At 42.0% G+C, this 18879-nt stretch carries 15 protein-coding genes; 3 read left to right on the top strand and 12 right to left on the bottom strand.

All coding sequences use genetic code 11. The features are described 5' to 3' along the window. Nucleotides 1-9: 9 nt before the first annotated feature. The 9 genes from ACDD58_RS14260 to ACDD58_RS14220 all read right to left on the bottom strand — a co-directional run bounded on the left by ACDD58_RS14260 (nucleotide 10) and on the right by ACDD58_RS14220 (nucleotide 10078). Entirely contained in the window at nucleotides 10-1815 is a 1806-nt protein-coding gene (locus ACDD58_RS14260) for an ABC transporter ATP-binding protein (RefSeq protein ID WP_117920915.1), read from the bottom strand. A gap of 150 nt (nucleotides 1816-1965) precedes the next feature. Then, nucleotides 1966-3384: an oxaloacetate decarboxylase subunit alpha gene (locus ACDD58_RS14255; protein WP_117920916.1), complete on the bottom strand. Its 1419-nt coding sequence runs from the start codon at nucleotides 3382-3384 to the stop codon at nucleotides 1966-1968. Nucleotides 3385-3429: 45 nt separating this feature from the next. Beyond that, nucleotides 3430-4578 (bottom strand): sodium ion-translocating decarboxylase subunit beta, encoded by a 1149-nt coding sequence (locus ACDD58_RS14250; protein ID WP_186898822.1) that lies wholly within the window; start codon nucleotides 4576-4578, stop codon nucleotides 3430-3432. Between the two features lie 16 nt (nucleotides 4579-4594). Continuing rightward, nucleotides 4595-4966: a biotin/lipoyl-containing protein gene (locus ACDD58_RS14245; RefSeq protein ID WP_006858048.1), complete on the bottom strand. Its 372-nt coding sequence runs from the start codon at nucleotides 4964-4966 to the stop codon at nucleotides 4595-4597. Nucleotides 4967-5032: 66 nt separating this feature from the next. Beyond that, nucleotides 5033-5773: an OadG family transporter subunit gene (locus tag ACDD58_RS14240; RefSeq protein ID WP_186898823.1), complete on the bottom strand. Its 741-nt coding sequence runs from the start codon at nucleotides 5771-5773 to the stop codon at nucleotides 5033-5035. A gap of 12 nt (nucleotides 5774-5785) precedes the next feature. Further along, nucleotides 5786-7219 (bottom strand): acyl-CoA carboxylase subunit beta, encoded by a 1434-nt coding sequence (locus tag ACDD58_RS14235; RefSeq protein WP_186898824.1) that lies wholly within the window; start codon nucleotides 7217-7219, stop codon nucleotides 5786-5788. Nucleotides 7220-7396: 177 nt separating this feature from the next. Beyond that, nucleotides 7397-8641, bottom strand: a complete 1245-nt coding sequence (locus ACDD58_RS14230; RefSeq protein WP_186898825.1) for a D-alanyl-D-alanine carboxypeptidase family protein — start codon at nucleotides 8639-8641, stop codon at nucleotides 7397-7399. A gap of 93 nt (nucleotides 8642-8734) precedes the next feature. After that, nucleotides 8735-9304 carry an SMC-Scp complex subunit ScpB gene (scpB, locus tag ACDD58_RS14225; protein ID WP_117920961.1) on the bottom strand — a complete coding sequence of 190 codons (570 nt, stop codon included), beginning with the start codon at nucleotides 9302-9304 and terminating at the stop codon, nucleotides 8735-8737. Between the two features lie 24 nt (nucleotides 9305-9328). Further along, nucleotides 9329-10078 (bottom strand): ScpA family protein, encoded by a 750-nt coding sequence (locus ACDD58_RS14220; RefSeq protein ID WP_370778081.1) that lies wholly within the window; start codon nucleotides 10076-10078, stop codon nucleotides 9329-9331. Nucleotides 10079-10210: 132 nt separating this feature from the next. Between ACDD58_RS14220 and ACDD58_RS14215 the strand changes: the two genes are divergently transcribed. After that, complete coding sequence (locus tag ACDD58_RS14215; RefSeq protein ID WP_207723994.1) at nucleotides 10211-11428, top strand: D-alanyl-D-alanine carboxypeptidase family protein; 1218 nt, start codon at nucleotides 10211-10213, stop codon at nucleotides 11426-11428. A 52-nt stretch (nucleotides 11429-11480) separates the two neighbouring features. Here ACDD58_RS14215 and cls read toward each other — a convergent pair whose 3' ends face one another. After that, nucleotides 11481-13016: a cardiolipin synthase gene (gene cls / locus ACDD58_RS14210; RefSeq protein WP_117920922.1), complete on the bottom strand. Its 1536-nt coding sequence runs from the start codon at nucleotides 13014-13016 to the stop codon at nucleotides 11481-11483. A gap of 91 nt (nucleotides 13017-13107) precedes the next feature. After that, nucleotides 13108-14028: a S8 family peptidase gene (locus tag ACDD58_RS14205; RefSeq protein ID WP_186898826.1), complete on the bottom strand. Its 921-nt coding sequence runs from the start codon at nucleotides 14026-14028 to the stop codon at nucleotides 13108-13110. 208 nt (nucleotides 14029-14236) lie between these two features. Between ACDD58_RS14205 and ACDD58_RS14200 the strand changes: the two genes are divergently transcribed. After that, a complete protein-coding gene (locus ACDD58_RS14200; protein WP_117920924.1) occupies nucleotides 14237-15760 on the top strand; it encodes a DUF1538 domain-containing protein in 1524 nt (507 codons plus the stop codon). 2 nt (nucleotides 15761-15762) lie between these two features. After that, nucleotides 15763-16458 carry a hypothetical protein gene (locus tag ACDD58_RS14195; RefSeq protein WP_117920925.1) on the top strand — a complete coding sequence of 232 codons (696 nt, stop codon included), beginning with the start codon at nucleotides 15763-15765 and terminating at the stop codon, nucleotides 16456-16458. A 164-nt stretch (nucleotides 16459-16622) separates the two neighbouring features. Here ACDD58_RS14195 and ACDD58_RS14190 read toward each other — a convergent pair whose 3' ends face one another. Beyond that, nucleotides 16623-18716 (bottom strand): polyribonucleotide nucleotidyltransferase, encoded by a 2094-nt coding sequence (locus ACDD58_RS14190; protein ID WP_117920926.1) that lies wholly within the window; start codon nucleotides 18714-18716, stop codon nucleotides 16623-16625. Nucleotides 18717-18879: the final 163 nt, after the last annotated feature.

Here is an 18879-nt window from a genome sequence, read left to right as displayed (position 1 = left end):
TTCTTTTTGTCAGCTTTGAATCATTTTCATTTTGTAAAATTCACCTTTTTGTTCCATCAGCTCCTCAAATGTACCATATTCCACACAATGTCCATCTGCAAGAACCGCTATTTTATCCGCATCCCGGATCGTCGACAGACGATGTGCAACTATAAATGTTGTCCGTCCTTTTGTAAGATTTCCAAGTGCTTCCTGTATCAGTTTCTCAGAAATACTGTCCAAAGCAGACGTAGCTTCGTCGAGAACGATTACTTCAGGGTCACGGATCAGTGCTCTTGCAATTGCTATACGCTGCCTTTGTCCTCCTGAAAGTTTTCCTCCATGTTCTCCAACTACAGTATCAACACCATGTGGAAGACTTTCCATCAGATCTGTAAGATTTGCTGCCCGGATGACACGTTCTAATTCTTCATCCGTAACATGTTCGTTCCCATATGTAATATTTTCACGGATAGTTCCGGAAAACAAAATGGATGTCTGCGGTACAACAGCCAGATGCTTTCTGTATGTACGCAGATCTATTTCTTTCATATCATTACCATCTAAAAGAACTTTTCCCCCATCCGCAAGATGAAATCCGATCACAAGATTCAAAATGGTTGATTTTCCCGCACCGGACTCCCCGACTAATGCGATTGTCTCTCCCTGTTTTATATGAAGATTAAAATGGTTCAGCACCGGTTTATCACTGTTCTTATAATGAAAAGAAACATCGCAGAAATCAAAAGTTCCAGTTACATCCTCCAACTGTTTTTTGCCTTCATTCTGTTCCACATCCTCTGAAAGTAGCACTTCACCAATGGAATTAACAGATTCAATTCCCTTTGCGATTGTCGGGAGAAGCGTCACGATTGCAGACACCTGATTGACAACTGTTGCAAAATAGCTCTGATAAAGAGTAATATCTCCCGCCATGATACGTCCGCGCAGCGCAAGATAGCCGGTAAATGCAAGACAAACGACCTGAAACACCTGAAATACAGCCCATCCAACCGAGCCAAACAATGCCTGTACAAGATCCAGTTTATATCCTTTTTCGGCAACTGCAAAAAGCTGTCCACTCATTTTGTGTACTTCTTCATCCTCTAAGGCATGCGCTCTTGTCACCGGAACAAGTTCCACCATTTCCATCACACGAGCGGACGTTTCTTCCATTTCTTTTCGAAATTCCGTATTACGTTTTTTCATGACAGAACGAAACGAAACCATGGTAATTGCAGCAACCGGAGTAGTCAGCAGGAAAAAGACAAACACAATCCTGCTTTTCGACGCTGTAACGACCAGTGCGACCCCGATATTTAACGCAATATTTAAAATACTTAAGAACATCTGTGTAGAAAGTGTTTCAACAGCCTCCACATCACGCATGATCTTCGACTGCAGTCTGCCGGACTGCGTCTCCACATGATAAGCAATTGACAACTGTTGCAATTTCCGGATCAATGCTTTCCGGAGTCCTGTTTCCACATAACGCGTTGCAAGACTTTTATAAGATGTATAAAGATAATTCATCGGAATATTCAGTGCGATCAGACCAGTTTCAAGAATTACACTAAACCAGATATTTCTGACTGTATCCGGATTTGCAGTCGTGACATCATTGATAATATTTGCAGTTATGATCGGAAGAACCCACACGCAGGCATGTTTTATAAAAAAACAGATCACAGCCATAACAAATTTATGATAATTTCCTTTATAAAGTGCTATCAGGATCTGTATCGGATGTCCTTTATGTCTCTGATAACTCTCTATAAACCAGTTTTCCGTATCTATGCCACTTTTTGGCAAAGTCTTTCGTTCAAAATCATTCATTTTTTCATATCCTTTAAAATTTATAGGATGATTCTAATTCTTTTTTATACAAAAAGCAATATTTCACATTGTTCATTCTGCAAAACAAAAAAATGTCATAACAGTATCTTAAGATACTGTTATGACATCTTTTGTCAATATTATTTCTGATTATACCGGATATGCACCATTCTTTGTATCTGCGATTGTTGCATCTACTTTTTTCTGCTGTGCCTCACGGTATTTGAAGAACTCAGTTGCAACCTGTGGGAATAATGCGTAGGATAATACATCCTCATCCTGCTGTTTCCACTGTTTCATCTCAGCTTCAATCTTGTCAAGTTCTGGCTCTAACAGATCTGCCGGTCGGCATGTGATCGCATTCTTCTTCTCATCACCTAATACTTTATCGACAACTTCCGGATTGAACGGTTTTACAGTCTGACCATATTTTCCGAGAAGAACGTCTTTTGTCTCTTTGGTAGCTACTTTGTAACGCTCACCCATTAATACGTTAAATACAGCCTGTGTACCAACGATCTGTGAAGAAGGTGTAACAAGCGGTGGCTCACCGAGATCTTTACGAACACGTGGTACTTCTGCAAGTACTTCCTCGTATTTGTCTTCTTTGCCCTGCTCTTTTAACTGGGAGATCAGGTTGGATAACATACCACCCGGTACCTGATATAATAAAGTCTTGATGTTTACACCTAATACTTTCGGGTTCATCAGACCGCTCTCTAATGCTTCCTCTCTCATCGGACGGAAGTAATCTGCGATCTCAGCCAGTTTGTTCTGGTCTAAACCGGTATCAAACTCTGTACCCTTAAATGCCTCTACCATAACTTCAGTAGCCGGCTGGGATGTTCCAAGTGCAAATGGAGACATTGCTGTATCAATGATATCGCATCCTGCCTCAACTGCTTTCATGTATGTCATGGAAGCAACACCGGATGTATAGTGTGTATGTAACTCCAATGGGATATCGATCACATCTTTGATCGCACGAACCAGTTCGTCTGCTTTCTGAGGAACTAAAAGTCCTGCCATATCTTTGATACATACAGAATCAGCTCCCATATCCTCTACTCTTTTTGCCATATCAGTCCAGTAATCTAAGGTATAAGCATCACCAAGTGTGTAAGATAAAGCAACCTGTGCATGTCCTTTTTCTTTGTTACATGCGCTTACTGCTGTCTGAAGGTTACGAAGATCATTCAGACAGTCAAAAATACGGATGATATCAATACCGTTTGCGATAGATTTCTGTACGAAATACTCTACCACGTCGTCTGCATACGGACGGTATCCTAAGATATTCTGTCCACGGAATAACATCTGTAATTTTGTATTTTTGAATCCGTCTCTTAATTTACGAAGACGATCCCATGGATCTTCTTTTAAGAAACGAAGGGATGCGTCGAAAGTAGCGCCTCCCCAGCACTCAACAGCGTAGAATCCAACCTTGTCCATTTTATCTACGATTGGAAGCATCTGCTCTGTTGTCATTCTTGTTGCGATCAGAGACTGATGAGCATCACGCAGTACTGTCTCTGTTATTTTTAAAGGTTTTTTAACAACTTCAGCCATTTTTTCCTCCTTATACAGCGAATCTGTTTTTGTTCCGCTGTCTGATTAAATTCCAAAGATTGCCATGAATACACCGGCTGCTACTGCTGTACCGATAACACCGGCAACGTTTGGTCCCATTGCATGCATAAGTAAAAAGTTCGTAGGATCTTCCTCTGCACCAACTTTCTGTGATACACGTGCAGCCATAGGAACTGCAGATACACCAGCAGAACCGATGAGCGGGTTGATCTTGCCTTTTGTAATGAAGCAAAGTAATTTACCGAACAATACTCCGGCTGCTGTACCAAACATAAATGCGATGAGTCCAAGTGCAACGATCTTTAAGGTTGTTGCATTTAAGAATGCCTCAGCACTTGTTGATGCACCAACAGATGTACCAAGTAAAATAACAACGATGTACATTAATGCGTTAGATGCTGTCTCCGATAACTGACGAACTACACCACACTCACGGAACAGGTTACCGAGCATTAACATACCAACAAGTGGAGCTGTGGTCGGAAGGATCAGACATACGACAACGGTTACCACGATCGGGAATAAGATTTTCTCAAGTTTGGATACCGGACGTAAGTTCTGCATCTTAATGGCACGTTCCTTTTTCGTTGTAAATAACTTCATGATTGGTGGCTGAATGATCGGCACCAATGCCATGTAAGAGTATGCTGCTACAGCGATCGGACCCATAAGACCGGACTGTCCAAGTTTTCCTGCAAGGAAAATGGAAGTAGGACCATCTGCACCACCGATGATAGAAACGGCTGCTGCTGCTTTATCATTGAATCCCATCAGGATTGCAAGGAAATATGCGCCGAAAATACCAAACTGTGCTGCTGCTCCTAAAAGGAAGCTGATCGGGTTTGCGATCAGAGGTCCAAAATCGGTCATCGCACCAACGCCAAGGAAAATAAGGGATGGCAGGATTGACCATTCATCTAAGGTATAAAAATAATGGAATAAACCACCGACACCGTTACTCATCTGTTCCGGAGTTGCAAAGATATCCGGATAAATATTTACCAGAAGCATACCAAATGCGATTGGAACGAGTAACAACGGTTCAAACCCTTTTGCAATAGCCAGATACAGGAAAATACATGCAACAAAGATCATTACGAAATTTCCCCATGTCAGGTTGAAAAAGGCAGTCTGATGAAGGAGGTTGCCCATTGTCTCAGTAAAATAACTCATTGTTATCCTCCTAAAATTAGTTGTTTAAAGTTGCCAGTAATGCACCTGCTTCTACCATATCACCAACGCTTACGTTGATGCTTGCTACAGTACCATCTTCGGTAGCAACAACCGGTGTCTCCATTTTCATGATTTCAAGAACTAAGATTGTGTCACCTTTCTTTACAGATGCGCCTACAGAAGACTCGATCTTAAATACTTTTCCTGCTGCACCTGCTTCGATCTTAACATTGCCTGCGCCACCTGCCGGAGCTGCTGCCTTCGGAGCTGCTGCCGGTGCCGGAGCTGCTGCACGTCTCGGTGCTGCTGCCGGTGCGCTTACTGCACCATTTTCTTCTACAGTAACATCATAAACATTTCCATTTACGGTAATTGTATAGCTTTTCATTGAATCATCCTCCTGTGATCATTACTTTTTTAACGACATACTATTTTATAACTTGTCTTTTTTCGTCTATCTTCTATGAATAGAACGTACTACGAATCCATCTGCTGACGTTCCTTCTGCCGCTGCGATCGCTGCAGAAATAACTGCAACCAGTTCTAAATCGTCGGTAAGAGAAGCTGCTTCCTCACGCTGTTCGATCTGGTCTACTACAGGATCTGCCACTTCTTTCTTTGCACCAGCATTTGCTTTTTTGTTCTGTAAATACGGAATTACTTTAAAGCAGCTGATGATCAGACTGATCAGGATAAGAACTACGAATACGGTTCCCATTCCCATCAATGTATTCATGCCGGCTTTTTCCATTTTCTCACCAAGTGAATACACAAGATCTGCACTGGCATCTGTAAGTTCCGGTGATTCTGTTTCGTAATTATATTCATATACATATGAAACAACTACATCTCTGTCTGAGAAATGTAAAACCTGATCTGCAGTCACGGTTTTCTGTGCTTTCGTCACAGTAAGCTCTCCAAGTCCCTGATATGAACCTAAATCCGGAACTGTTTCACCCCAGGATGTCAGTAAATGGGCAAACGCAGCCATTCCGTTGGAATCATAATATTCTGCACCGCTTTGTATATCTTCATCTGAAAATGAAACAAGCGCAGATACTGTCTGCTCCATGTTATCCTGAATATCAGAATAGCTCATACCAAAATAATCAACGCTCTTAGGATCCGTTCCACATGCTGTCATTGCCAGAACCATAAAGCAAAGACAAAGCATAAGAGATAATTTTTTCTTCATAACTTCACCTTTCTATTTTGTTCCATGTTTCTTGTCCGGTACACCTGCACATTTTGTATATAATAATTCAAATGCATCTACAAGGTACTTTCTGGTGTCTGTCGGATCTAAAATAAGATCTACATAACCGCGTCTTGCTGCAGTCATGACACTAGACTGTAATGCATCATATTCTTTTGCTTTTGCTGCAAGTTCGTCTGCAGATGCATCTGCGTACATGATCTTAGCTGCAAGATCTCCATCCATCATACCGATCTTTGCATCTGTCCATGCATATGTAAAATCTGCTCCGATTGCTTTGGAGTTCATTGTCACATAAGCACTTCCGATTGCATTTCCGGTAATTACGTTAACTTTCGGGCAGGTTGCATCAGCAAACGCCATAGTCATACGTGCAAGTGCTTTTGCAAGTCCTTTTTCTGCACATACAGTAGCTGCATATCCTTTTACATTTGTTAAAGACAATACAGGGATCTCAAATGCATCACAGAAATTAACGAACTCTGCTGCCTTGTTGCATCCTCTTGCTGTTAAAGCTCCGGAGAACTCTTCTGCTTTTTTGCCTTCTTCATCATAAACTTCTGAACAGTTTGCAACTGCGCCGACTGTCATTCCGTTTAACTGGATAAATCCGGTTACCATGTCTTTTGCGTAGTTTTTCTTTGTCTCAAAGAAAACATGTCCGTCAGAGATCTCGCTGAGTAAATATCTCGGATCACCTTTCATAGCTGCCATGTTCTCACATGCACGGTTTAAATCATCCTCACATTCAGATGTATACACATCTCCCTCGTTATTTAAAGGAAGAATGCTTACTAACTCACGAATCTGTGCAATGATCTCATCCTCTGTTCCAACTGCATCGATGCAGCCATTCTTCTCACTCTGGAACTCTGCTGAGGATGTATCGCATTTTTCAATACGGTTGCCATCGATCGCATTCGGGGAGTTGATGAACATTTTTCCTTTGCTCTCCATAAATGCAAAATCAGATAATGCAGGTACTACTGCAAGTCCACCGCCACAGCTTCCGAAAATAGCGGAAATCTGTGGAACAACGCCGGATGCTGCGACCTCCTTTGCGTAGATCTCACCAAATCCGTTTAATGCATCAACAGATTCCTGTAAACGCATTCCGGCGCAATCGATAAATCCGATCACCGGTGCTCCCATTTTCATTGCCATATCATATACGGCTGCAATCTTCTTTGCATGCATCTCTCCGATAGTACCGTTTAATACGGCTGCATTCTGGCTGTATACAAATACCAGATTACCATCTACCAGACCGTGTCCGGTAATTACACCATCGGACGGTGTATCTGTGTCTGCAAGATTAAAGTCTGTATTTCTTGCGGTTACGAGAGAACCGATTTCCATGAAACTGTTCTCATCGACTAACTTGGTAATACGCTGCATTGCCAAGCTATCATTACTACTATTCATCCTTTTTGCCCTCCATCTATAAAGTTTGTTACCACATCTTTTGACATGGTACATAGTGAATAATGTAAAAATATAACAAATTCCGCTAGGATAAATTATAGATGGTCGGCGACAAATTTTCAAGTGAATTGTTAATTTTTTGACAGTTTTTTTTCACATACATAGTGTTTTGAGCATTTACAGCGGAAATAATTCGGCTGCTTTTTTTATGCACCAGCAAAAATCTATTTTTTTTACCGTCTCCTTTACCGTAACTGTACGTTTTGCCAGAATCTCATCCCCAAGCAGATATGTAATTTCTCCTGCAAAATCCCCATTCATTACCGGCGCATAAAGTTTTGGTGTCACTTCATACTTTACCTGTATTTCCTGTTCATTTCCAATCAGCAGTTCTGTCAGTCCTTCTATCGGCGATATTTCCAATTCTGTTCTTACCTCTCCACCGATCTTTTTACTCTGCCCGCCTTTCACCTCTACAGCAGCAGATTCTTTTGTGTTCAGCTCAATCTCATCCAGTTTTATTTTTTTAAACATTGTAATTCCATACTGCATAAGTTTCTTCGCATCTGCCCACTTATATGTTTTATTGTTCGGCCACCCGCAGGCAAGCAGTGCTACAATAAAAGTCCTGTCATCACGCTGTAATGCGCCTATATAACAGTATCCCGCATTACCGGTAAATCCGGTTTTACCGGACAATGCCCCATCCATCATCTGCAAAAACGCATTATGATTGTAACAGGTATAACTGTTTTTCCCATCCATATCATGAAACTGATATTGCCCTTCCTGTGTGATCGTAAGAAACTGTCCCGCCATCTTAGAACCTTTGATACAATACCGCATAATCAGCGAAAGATCCGCCGCTGTCGTATGGTGAAAACCGCCTTCATCTTTTGCATCCAGTCCGTTTGGCGTAATAAAATAGCTGTCCTCACAGCCGATCTCTTTTGCTTTATCGTTCATCATTGCTGCAAAATCAGCCGTTGTGCCTGCGATATGTTCAGCGATTGCCACTGCACAGTCATTATAAGATTCTAACATCAGTCCGTACAGCAGATCCTTCAGATAAAAACGCTGTCCTTCCCTCATACCAAGATGTACTTTCGGCTGTGAAGCCGCAAGTGCACTCACAGTCACTTCACTGTCTAACTCACAATTCTCAAGTGCAATGATACAGGTAAGAATTTTTGTTGTACTCGCATTTGCCATCGCCTGATGTCCGTTTTTTTCATACAGGATACGTCCGGAATCCGCGTCCATGAGCACTGCCGACCTTGCATACAAAGAATTCTGTTCCGGCTCTCCCATTATTTTCTCCATCTGCACATTCCCACTTTGTTCAAAAGCTTCCACCACCTGTATACCGTTTACAATTAAAATTACAGTAATAAGTATCCACGCCAGCAGCTTTTTCCACATATGCAAAACTCCAAAAAAGTATTTCATCAATCCTTATGTACACAACATCAAAAACATGTGCATTTACATCAAAAAAATACATATAAAACCGGATCAGATATCCAGTTTCATATGCATTTCCGCTTCTGCTTCCTGTTTAAATTCCTCAACCTGGACCGGACTTGGCACAGGGAGTTCATCTATCGAATGTACACCAAAGCTCCTTAAGAACTCTTCTGTCGTTCCAAAAAGCAACGGACGGCCCGGTGCGTCAAGTCTTCCCAATTCACATACCAGATTATACTCTACCAGTTTATTTACTGCATGGTCGCAGGAAACCCCTCTTATCTTTTCAATTTCTGCTTTTGTGATCGGCTGTTTGTAGGCGATGATCGACAGCGTCTCAAGTAAAACATCGGTCAACACATGCTTTTTCGGCTGTTTGGCAATTTTTACCAGATATTCATACATTTCTCCTTTTGTACACATCTGGTAAGAACCGTCAAGTTCCATGATCTTGATCCCGATACTGTCATTTTCGTAGCGTTTCATCAGATTTTCCACGATCTTTTTTGTCTGTTCTGTATCAAGTTCGAGTGTTTTTGCTATGCGTTCCAATTCCACTGACTCTCCCATCGTAAACAGGATTGCCTCAACGATTGCTTCATATTTCTTTTCTTCCATGCCAGTCCCCATTTTGCTCTGCAGCTACGCAGCAATTTTTGATTCAATTTTTATATCATCGAATGTGTATTCCTGCGAAACAACTATCTTTCCCATTTTCATCAGTTCTAATATTGCAAGAAATGTCACAACCACTTCCATTTTCCCGGACTGCGCTTCTAAAAGGCTCCGGAATGAGAAATGTCCGTGATGCATGCTGTACTCTTCCACATACGACATCTTATCGGAAAGTGACACTTCCTCTTTCTCAATTTTTCCAAATTTAGAGCGGACCGGATCGATCTTGTCCGCCTGTTTTTTTATGATAGACTGAAATATATCGTTCAATCTTGCGAGTGTGGTACCGGACATCAGTTCATTCACATCTACCGGTTCTTCATATGCAAGCACTTCCGGCGGAATCGTCGGTACTTTATACAGGACTTTTTCCGCATCGATCTGACGATCCTTAAGTTCATATGCCATACATTTATACATTTTATATTCCAATAACTGCTGCACAAGTTCGGCTCTTGGGTCTTCCTCCTGCTCATCTTCACTTTCTTTTGCAGGAAGCAGCATTTTGGATTTAATATCAAGTAATGTCGCCGCCATCACAAGGAATTCGCTCATCACATTTAAGTCCTGTCTGCGCATCTCAGCAATATATTCCATGTATTGGCTGGTAATCTCCACGATCGGAATATCATATATATTTACTTTATTTTTTTCCAATAAATGTAAAAGCAGATCCAGTGGACCCTCAAACACCTGAAGCTTTACTGTTAATTCCATCTATGTAACACCCTCTCATTCCACAAATAATGATTTTACCGTGGATTCCTGCAAAATTCAAGATTTTTATGCATAATGTACATCCCGTACTCCTAAAATAAATTATAACAGAACCCTACGGAGGGCATATTTTTGAAATTTGTGGTTTCCTTTCTGCTTAGTCTTAATCTTTTTATGCAAAGCACATTATTTCCTGTATCTTCCTGTTTCACTCCGGGCACAGCAGACTCTATCTCATTTAGCTCTAATACAGAAACTGTACCGGCTGCTGATTTAAATATTTCCGCACCAAGTGCAATTTTAATGGAGGCATCTACCGGAGCCATTGTCTATGAAAAAAACTCCCACGAATCGAGACATCCGGCAAGCGTCACCAAGATCATGACTCTACTTTTGATTTTTGATGCTCTTTCCTCAAAACAGATTTCTTTCGATGATACTGTGACTGTCTCCGAGCACGCAGCCAGCATGGGAGGTTCACAGGTATTTTTAGAACCAGGCGAAACACAGACCGTCGATACGATGATCAAATGCATCAGTGTCGCAAGTGCGAACGATGCCTGTGTTGCCATGGCAGAACATATTGCCGGCTCAGAGTCAGAATTTGTCCGCATGATGAATGAACGTGCCAAAGGGCTCGGCATGAATGATACCACATTTATCAACTGTTGTGGTTTAGACGCCGATGGGCATATGACCAGTGCAAACGATATTGCCTTAATGTCACGCGAACTGATCACAAAATATCCGAAAATCCACGATTACTGTACGATCTGGATGGAAAATATCACCCACACTACTGCAAAAGGTTCCTCTGAGTTTGGGCTGACCAACACCAATAAACTGATCAAGCATTACCAGTACGCCACCGGTCTGAAAACCGGATTTACCAATACTGCCATGTACTGTATTTCTGCAACTGCAAAAAAAGGCGGCATGGAACTGATTGCTGTCATCATGGGTGCACCCGATATCAAGTCCCGCTCTGCTGATGCTACATCACTGTTAAATTACGGATTTGGGAAATGCAGGATCTACTGTGACAATCATGAAGATAAACTAGACGCCCTTCCGGTAGAAAAAGGCCTTGCTGATTCTGTCGGCATCATCTACCAAAGACCTTTTCAGTATATGACAACAGATGGAAGTGATCTTTCCGGCATTACCAAAAGCATAGAACTGCCAGAAAGTGTGACAGCGCCTGTAAAAAAAGGCGGCACTGCCGGAAAAGCGGTGTATTTCCTGAACGGAACACCCATCGGCAGTGTCAGTATCGTATATACAGATACAGTTAATGCTGCAGAATATAAAGATTATTTTTGCCGCACCCTCCTGTACTTTGTTCCATGAGACATTTCAAACGATGTACATTATATATTTTTTCCAGTCCCATCATCATATACTACAGCAATGGTGCAAACAGACGCATCAGACTTTGCACCATACGTACCGGAAGTTTTCTCTCCCTGCAGAATGCCACGTCCATCTCCTCTGACTCAGCAAATGTCTTAAGGCAGTCTTCTTTTACCTGCATGACTGCCTTAGACTGATACATAAATACACCACATTCAAAATGTAAAAACAGACTCCGGTAGTCAAGGTTCACACTGCCGACTGTTGCAATTTCATCATCACAGACAAAACATTTTGCATGGATAAATCCTGGTGTATATTGAAAGATCCTTACACCATTTTTTAAAAGCGGTTCATAATATGACTGTGTCAGAAGATAAACTGCTTTTTTATCCGGCACTCCCGGTGTCACAATTCTTACATCCACACCGCTCTTTGCCGCATTAGAAAGACAGATCAGCATCTCATGGTCTATGATCAGATACGGTGTGAAAATGTATACATATTTTTTTGCACGGCTTATGATATTTAAATAAATATTTTCTCCGACATTTTCATTATCCAGAGGACTGTCTCCATATGGCTGCACAAACCCATCCGAATCAGTTTTTTTCTGCTGATATACCGATGGCAGAAACCTGCTGTAATCTTCTGTGGAACGATTAATATAGTTCCACATTTCAAGGAACATTGCCGTAAGACTCCAGACAGCCTCTCCCTCAATCCTGACTCCGGTATCTTTCCAGTAGCCAAATCTCTGTACTTTGTTGATGTATTCGTCTGCAAGGTTGATTCCACCTGTAAATCCGATATAACCGTCCACCACAAAAATCTTTCTGTGATCACGGTTGTTCATCACCACAGAGATCAACGGTTTAAATGGGTTAAATGTCACGCAGGGGATTCCTCTCTCCTGTAGCTTCTTATAATATCCAAAGGAAATAGAATTGATACTGCCGACATCATCATAGATAAATCGCACATCCACTCCTGCTTTTGCCTTTTCTTCCAGGATATCCAGGATTGTATTAAACATATACCCTTCCTCGATGATAAAATATTCGAGAAAAATAAAATGTTCTGCACCACGCAATGCCTCTAACATATCCGGGAACATTTCTTCCCCGCATCTGTAATATTTCGTCTGTGTATTCTGGTATAAAGGGAAGCCTGCCCATTTATCAATATAAGATGACTGCAGATATGCCGACCGGCTTTCTTTTTCCAATTTCTCTTCTGCTGCGGTATCTCTCTGAAACAAGGCTTCTACCTGTCGGTTAACTGCATCCATTCTCTCTCTGGTATGTTTTGTCAGACCTGATCTTCCAAACAACAGATATACCATAAGTCCGAAAACCGGTGAAAGCAGTATCAAAAATGTCCACGAAAGTTTATTCGCCGGATTTGTCCATTTATTGACGATGACAAGTACGACAATGATCGCGATCACACGTACGAGCAGATTGACATATGTGAACTTGTAGCTAAGCTGCCACAATACAACACATAACCATAACACCTGTAAAATGATCGCCATGGCTACTACAAAAAATCTTCCAAATATGAGATGTAATATTTTCTTCATACAAAACTCCATTTCTGCGCTGTTTTTTAATAAAATAAAGTTTTATTTCATCGCAGGCATGTGCTTATTGTAATAATTTTCCACTCAAAAGTCAACGGACGAGATAATCCACATGTATCATTCCCCAGCCGGTTTTTCCAAGCTGCGTGCTTCGCGGATATGCTCTCTCATAAAGGCGAAGTTTCATTTCTGCCGGAGTAAACGACGGATATTTTTCAAATGCCAGCGCAAGTGCCCCTGATACAACCGGTGCTGCCATAGAAGTCCCGCTTTTTACCTGATATCCCATTGCATCCCTGCTGCAGCTCGTAATCCCAGTTCCCGGCGCAAGAATCTCCGGTTTGACAATGCAGCATGCAGTCGGTCCTCTACCACTATATCCTGTTTTTAAAGCTTTTCTCCCATGGTCACTGGTATCATCATCACTGCTTCCAACGGTCAGTACTTTTCTTGAAATACCCGGTATCGTCACAGTATTTTCTTTCGGTCCGTTGTTTCCTGCAGCAGCAACCACCATGATTCCCTCATCCCACAATTCATCGATCGCATGTAATAGTTTTCTCTGCTCTTCCACCCCCGCTCCAGGCAGCATTCCAACGGATATATTTAATATTCTGATATGATGCAGTTTTCTGTTTGCTTTCACCCAGTTTACAGCATCAAGTACCTTTTTAGTATTTCCATTTCCATTTTCGTCTAATACTTTTAACATGATGATCCTGCATTTTGGTGCAACGCCACTGTATCTGCGGACGTTATGTGCAGTACCTTTCACATACTGTTCCGACATTTTTCCATTTCCTGCAATGATCCCAGAAACATGCGTCCCATGCCCATTATCGTCATACATTTCATTTCTTCCATTACAAAAATCCTTAAAATATATAATCCTGTCTTCAAAATCCGGATGTGGGACAATGCCGGTATCCATCACTGCAACCGTAATATTCTGCCCGCTAAGTCCTGATCTGTATGCATAATCTGTGTGAATGATCTTCTTAACCCGATCCATAGCAGCCCCCTTCTATTAAAAAACTTCCATATTATTATATGAAAAAGTATCCTTTCTGCTAAAAAATGATAAGAAAATGTTAATTTTTTCTGAAAATTCAGAAGAATGTTTGACAGCCGGAATGTTTTTTCTTAAAATAAATAATAGTTAATTAGTGAACTATTATGGTTTGCTTTAAAAATAAAAAAGAAAGTAGTGTGATGCCATCTTGAACAAAAAACTCAAAGAAAAATTTGACGAATCCGTAAACGCGGTTCTCCCGATCACTGTGATCGTACTTCTGCTCTCTATTTTTGTCGTCCCCATGGAAACAGGTACGATTGCCCTCTTCCTAGTCGGTGCATTTATGTTGATCATTGGTATGGCTTTTTTCCAGCTCGGTGCAGAAACTGCCATGACTCCTCTCGGCGAAGGCGTTGGTTCTTCCATTATGAAAACAAGAAAACTTCCTATTTTAATCAGTGTTTGTTTTCTAATGGGTATTATCATTACTCTTGCAGAACCGGATCTTCAGGTTCTCGCAAATCAGGTTCCTTCTATTCCAAACAATACTCTGATCTTTACGGTTGCACTTGGTGTCGGTGTATTTCTGGTAATCGCCGTACTCCGTATTCTTTTCCGGATCAGTCTTCCAGTCCTGTTGTGCATTTTTTATATTGCGCTGTTTCTTCTTTCTTTTGCGGCACCTGCTGATTTTATCGCAGTCGCATTTGATTCCGGCGGTGTGACAACAGGTCCTATGACAGTTCCTTTTATCATGGCGATCGGTGTTGGACTCTCCGCCACCAGAAATGATAAAAATGGTTCAAGCGACAGTTTCGGACTGATCTCTTTTTGCAGCATCGGTCCGGTTTTGATGGTTCTGCTGCTTGGCATCTTTTATCATCCAACCGGTGCCGCTTACAATGAAACAACAATTCCTGACGTGATCACCATGCAGGATGTAATCCGCGAATTTGTACATATGGTACCGGATTACGCCAAAGAAGTACTTCTGTCCATTCTTCCGGTACTTTTTGTTTTTTTGATTTTCCAGCTTATTTCCAGGCGTTATCACCGCCCGCAGATGATCAAGATGATCATCGGTTTTCTCTACACGATCATCGGTCTGATTCTTTTCTTAACCGGTGTAAATGTCGGATTTGCGCCTGTCGGAAGTCTTCTTGGAAGCAGTCTTGCCGGACAGCCATGGAAATGGATCCTGATTCCGATCGGTGCTCTGATCGGTTATTATATCGTAAAAGCTGAGCCTGCCGTTCAGGTACTGAACCGCCAGGTTGAAGATGTCACAAACGGTTCTATTTCAAGAGACACTATGAATTTAAGTCTGTCGATCGGTGTATCCGCCTCAGTTGCGCTTGCTCTGCTGCGTGTTCTTACCGGTTTAAATATTTACTGGCTTTTAATCCCCGGCTATCTGATCGCACTGATTCTGACACGATTTGTACCCAGAGTATTTGTCGGTATTGCATTTGACTCAGGTGGAGTTGCAAGTGGTCCTATGACTTCCACTTTCCTGCTTCCTCTCGCCATGGGTGCCTGTACTGCAATCGGAGGCAATGTCGTAACAGACGCTTTTGGTGTTGTCGCCATGGTTGCCATGGCACCACTCATTGCAGTTCAGGTTATGGGAGTTTCTTATAATATCAAATTAAAGAAAGCAAGTACCCCTGCCGCTGCACTCATTGGAATTGACGACAATGAGATTCTGGATTTTGAGGAGGAATTTTAACGATGCAGGAACAGAAAAAAAGAGAGGCTTACCGTTGTCTTGTAATTATTACAGATTCCCATATCCGGGAACGATTATGTGAATTTTTAGCAGATTCCCATATACCGGTCTACTATCAGATGCATGGAATCGGCACAGCCAGCTCGGAATGGCTGGAATTATGTGGTCTTGGAAGCATCCAGAAAAGTATTACACTCTGTTTTATTCCAAATGAGCGCAAGAAAATTCTGCTTGCTGAGATGAATCAGGCATTAAGTCTTCATAAGAAAGGAACCGGTATTGCCGTAAGTATTCCAATGAACGGCATGCAGGGTTTTCTCTATAAACTTTTAAATGAACATACAGCAGAATCAGACAGAGACGATGTTGAAAAGGAAGTGAAAAAAATGAGCGAAACAATTACACATGCCATGATACTTGTAACGATCAATCAGGGATACAGTGATGCTGTCATGAATACCGCACGCGCTGCCGGTGCAACCGGAGGCACAATTCTAAAAGGTCTGCGCTGCAGCCCCGGAAAATCAGCCGTCATTTTCGGTATCACGATCCAGGAAGAACAGGAAATTGTCGCAATCGTTGTTCCAAAAGATAAAAAAACCGAGATCATGCAGGCAATCAGTTCTGCTCATGGCATGGACTCTCCTGCACACGGCGTCGCTTTTTCCCTGCCGGTGGATGGAATTATGGGATTATAATGTCAATGATACATTCCGTCATGGTTATCTGCTATTCAATCGCCGGTATTTGAATATAGTTACAAAAAGAACTGCGTGTTTTCAGATCAACACGCAGTTCTTTTTTCAGGTCTGTATACCAAAATATACAGACCATTTGCAATTTTCAAATTGTCTATCTTTTCTTATGCCTCTGCCGGAACATCCTTCATAGAAAAGCTGATGCGTCCCATCTTATCTTTTCCAAGGCATACAACTTTAACCTTATCTCCTAATGTCAGGACATCTTCTACACGGTTGATACGCTCTTTGGAAATTTTGGAAATATGAACCATTCCCTCTTTACCCGGAGCAAACTCAATGAATGCACCAAACTCTTTGATGCTTACAACCGTACCGGTAAAAATCTGTCCCTCAGCAAAGTCAGTCGTGATGATCTTGATCATCTCGATTGCTTTATTCATCATCTCAGCATCTGTACCGCATACAGAAACTGCACCGTCATCCGTGATATCGATCTTAACACCAGTGCGGTCGATGATCTCGTTGATTGTCTTGCCTCTCTGTCCGACTACATCACCAATCTTGTCCGGATTGATCTGAATCTGAACGATCTTCGGTGCATACGCACTTACTTCTTTTCTCGGCTCTTCGATCGCTTTTGACATAACCTCATCCATGATGTAGATTCTTGCCTCTCTTGCACGGCTGATCGCTTCCTCAACGATCGGTCTTGTAAGACCATGAATCTTGATATCCATCTGGATCGCAGTGATACCTTTGTGCGTACCGGTTACTTTAAAGTCCATATCCCCGAAGAAATCTTCAAGTCCCTGGATATCAGTAAGAACAAGATAATCATCATCTGTATCACCGGTAACAAGACCACAGGAAATACCTGCAACCATTGCTTTAAGCGGAACGCCTGCTGCCATTAATGACATACAGGATGCACAGGTAGAAGCCATGGAAGTAGATCCGTTTGACTCAAATGTCTCGGATACAGCACGAATTGCATACGGGAACTCTTCCTCAGAAGGAAGTACAGCCATAAGTGCTTTCTCTGCTAATGCACCATGACCGATCTCACGACGTCCCGGTCCACGTGAAACCTTTGTCTCACCTACAGAATATGCAGGGAAGTTATACTGATGGATATATCTCTTTGTTGTAATATTCTCATCTAATCCGTCAATCTTCTGTACTTCAGAAAGTGGAGCTAATGTAACAACATCACAGATCTGTGTCTGTCCACGGGTAAACATTGCAGAACCATGAACTCTTGGAATCAGGTCAACCTCTGCTGCAAGTGGACGGATCTGATTGATTGCACGGCCATCCGGACGTTTATGATCTTTTAAGATCATCTTACGGACAGTCTTCTTCTGATACTGGTAAACAGCCTCACCGAGCACTGCTAACCATTCTTCGTTATCTGCAAATGCCTCAGCAAGTTTATCTGTAATCTCACGGATATTCTCTTCACGTTTCTGCTTTTCATCGGTAAATACAGCTTCTTCCATCTGCTCCGGTGTTACGATTTCTTTCATTGCAGCAAACATTTCTTCCGGAATTGCACAGCTTGTGTACTCATGTTTTGGCTTGCCTACTTCTTCTACGATATGATTGATAAACGCAATGATCGTCTGGTTTACATCATGACATTTATAGATTGCCTCGATCATTTTCTTTTCCGGGATCTCATTCGCACCGGCCTCGATCATGATGACTTTCTCTGATGTAGATGCAACCGTAAGCTGTAAATCACCGGTATCCCATACTTTCTGGGACGGATTGATGATAAACTCGCCATCTACCATACCCATCTGTGTCATAGCACAAGGACCTGCAAATGGGATGTCAGAAATGGTAACTGCAAGTGCAGAACCGATCATTGCTACAACTTCCGGACGGCACTCTGTGTCAACAGACATAACCATGTTGTTGATGGTAACGTCATTACGGTAATCTTTCGGGAACAGCGGACGCATTGGACGGTCAATAACACGAGAAGTCAGGATCGCATTCTCAGATGCTTTTCCCTCTCTCTTATTGAAGCCTCCAGGGATCTTTCCAACTGCATACATCTTCTCCTCATACTCAACACTGAGCGGGAAGAAATCAACGCCATCTCTCGGCTTGTCCGATGCGGTAGCTGTAGATAAGACAGTTGTCTCGCCGTATTTTAATAATGCAGCACCATTTGCCTGGGCACACACTCTGCCGATATCAACAGTCAATGTTCTGCCGGCAAGTTCCATTGAAAAACTTTTATACATTCGTTTTCTCCTTTTCTCTGTGGAGACAGAAGCACCGAAACTACTGAAAAATACACGACTTTTCATACATTTTTCAGTGGTCTCGGAAATATACTTCTGCCTGTAATCCGTCTTTGGAAAGAATCTTTTTGGGGACCCTTTCTTATTTAACTGAAAATCGAGT

Origin of the sequence: Roseburia sp. (assembly GCF_041325975.1) — a bacterium.
GTDB classification, from domain to species: Bacteria; Bacillota; Clostridia; order Lachnospirales; family Lachnospiraceae; genus Roseburia; species Roseburia rectibacter.
Note: the sequence above shows the minus strand (reverse complement) of the source record. Positions and strands in the feature narration are given on the sequence as shown.

Excerpts from the sequence above, each read along its gene's own strand:
- ACDD58_RS14255 (WP_117920916.1), bottom strand. The coding sequence starts at position 3,384 with ATGGCTGAAGTTGTTAAAAAACCTTTAAAAATAACAGAGACAGTACTG.
- ACDD58_RS14260 (WP_117920915.1), bottom strand. The coding sequence starts at position 1,815 with ATGAATGATTTTGAACGAAAGACTTTGCCAAAAAGTGGCATAGATACG.
- ACDD58_RS14190 (WP_117920926.1), bottom strand. The coding sequence starts at position 18,716 with ATGTATAAAAGTTTTTCAATGGAACTTGCCGGCAGAACATTGACTGTT.
- ACDD58_RS14220 (WP_370778081.1), bottom strand. The coding sequence starts at position 10,078 with ATGGAATTAACAGTAAAGCTTCAGGTGTTTGAGGGTCCACTGGATCTG.
- ACDD58_RS14245 (WP_006858048.1), bottom strand. The coding sequence starts at position 4,966 with ATGAAAAGCTATACAATTACCGTAAATGGAAATGTTTATGATGTTACT.
- ACDD58_RS14240 (WP_186898823.1), bottom strand. The coding sequence starts at position 5,773 with ATGAAGAAAAAATTATCTCTTATGCTTTGTCTTTGCTTTATGGTTCTG.
- ACDD58_RS14250 (WP_186898822.1), bottom strand. The coding sequence starts at position 4,578 with ATGAGTTATTTTACTGAGACAATGGGCAACCTCCTTCATCAGACTGCC.
- ACDD58_RS14230 (WP_186898825.1), bottom strand. The coding sequence starts at position 8,641 with ATGTGGAAAAAGCTGCTGGCGTGGATACTTATTACTGTAATTTTAATT.
- ACDD58_RS14235 (WP_186898824.1), bottom strand. The coding sequence starts at position 7,219 with ATGAATAGTAGTAATGATAGCTTGGCAATGCAGCGTATTACCAAGTTA.
- scpB (WP_117920961.1), bottom strand. The coding sequence starts at position 9,304 with ATGGAAGAAAAGAAATATGAAGCAATCGTTGAGGCAATCCTGTTTACG.
- ACDD58_RS14195 (WP_117920925.1), top strand. The coding sequence starts at position 15,763 with ATGCAGGAACAGAAAAAAAGAGAGGCTTACCGTTGTCTTGTAATTATT.
- ACDD58_RS14205 (WP_186898826.1), bottom strand. The coding sequence starts at position 14,028 with ATGGATCGGGTTAAGAAGATCATTCACACAGATTATGCATACAGATCA.
- cls (WP_117920922.1), bottom strand. The coding sequence starts at position 13,016 with ATGAAGAAAATATTACATCTCATATTTGGAAGATTTTTTGTAGTAGCC.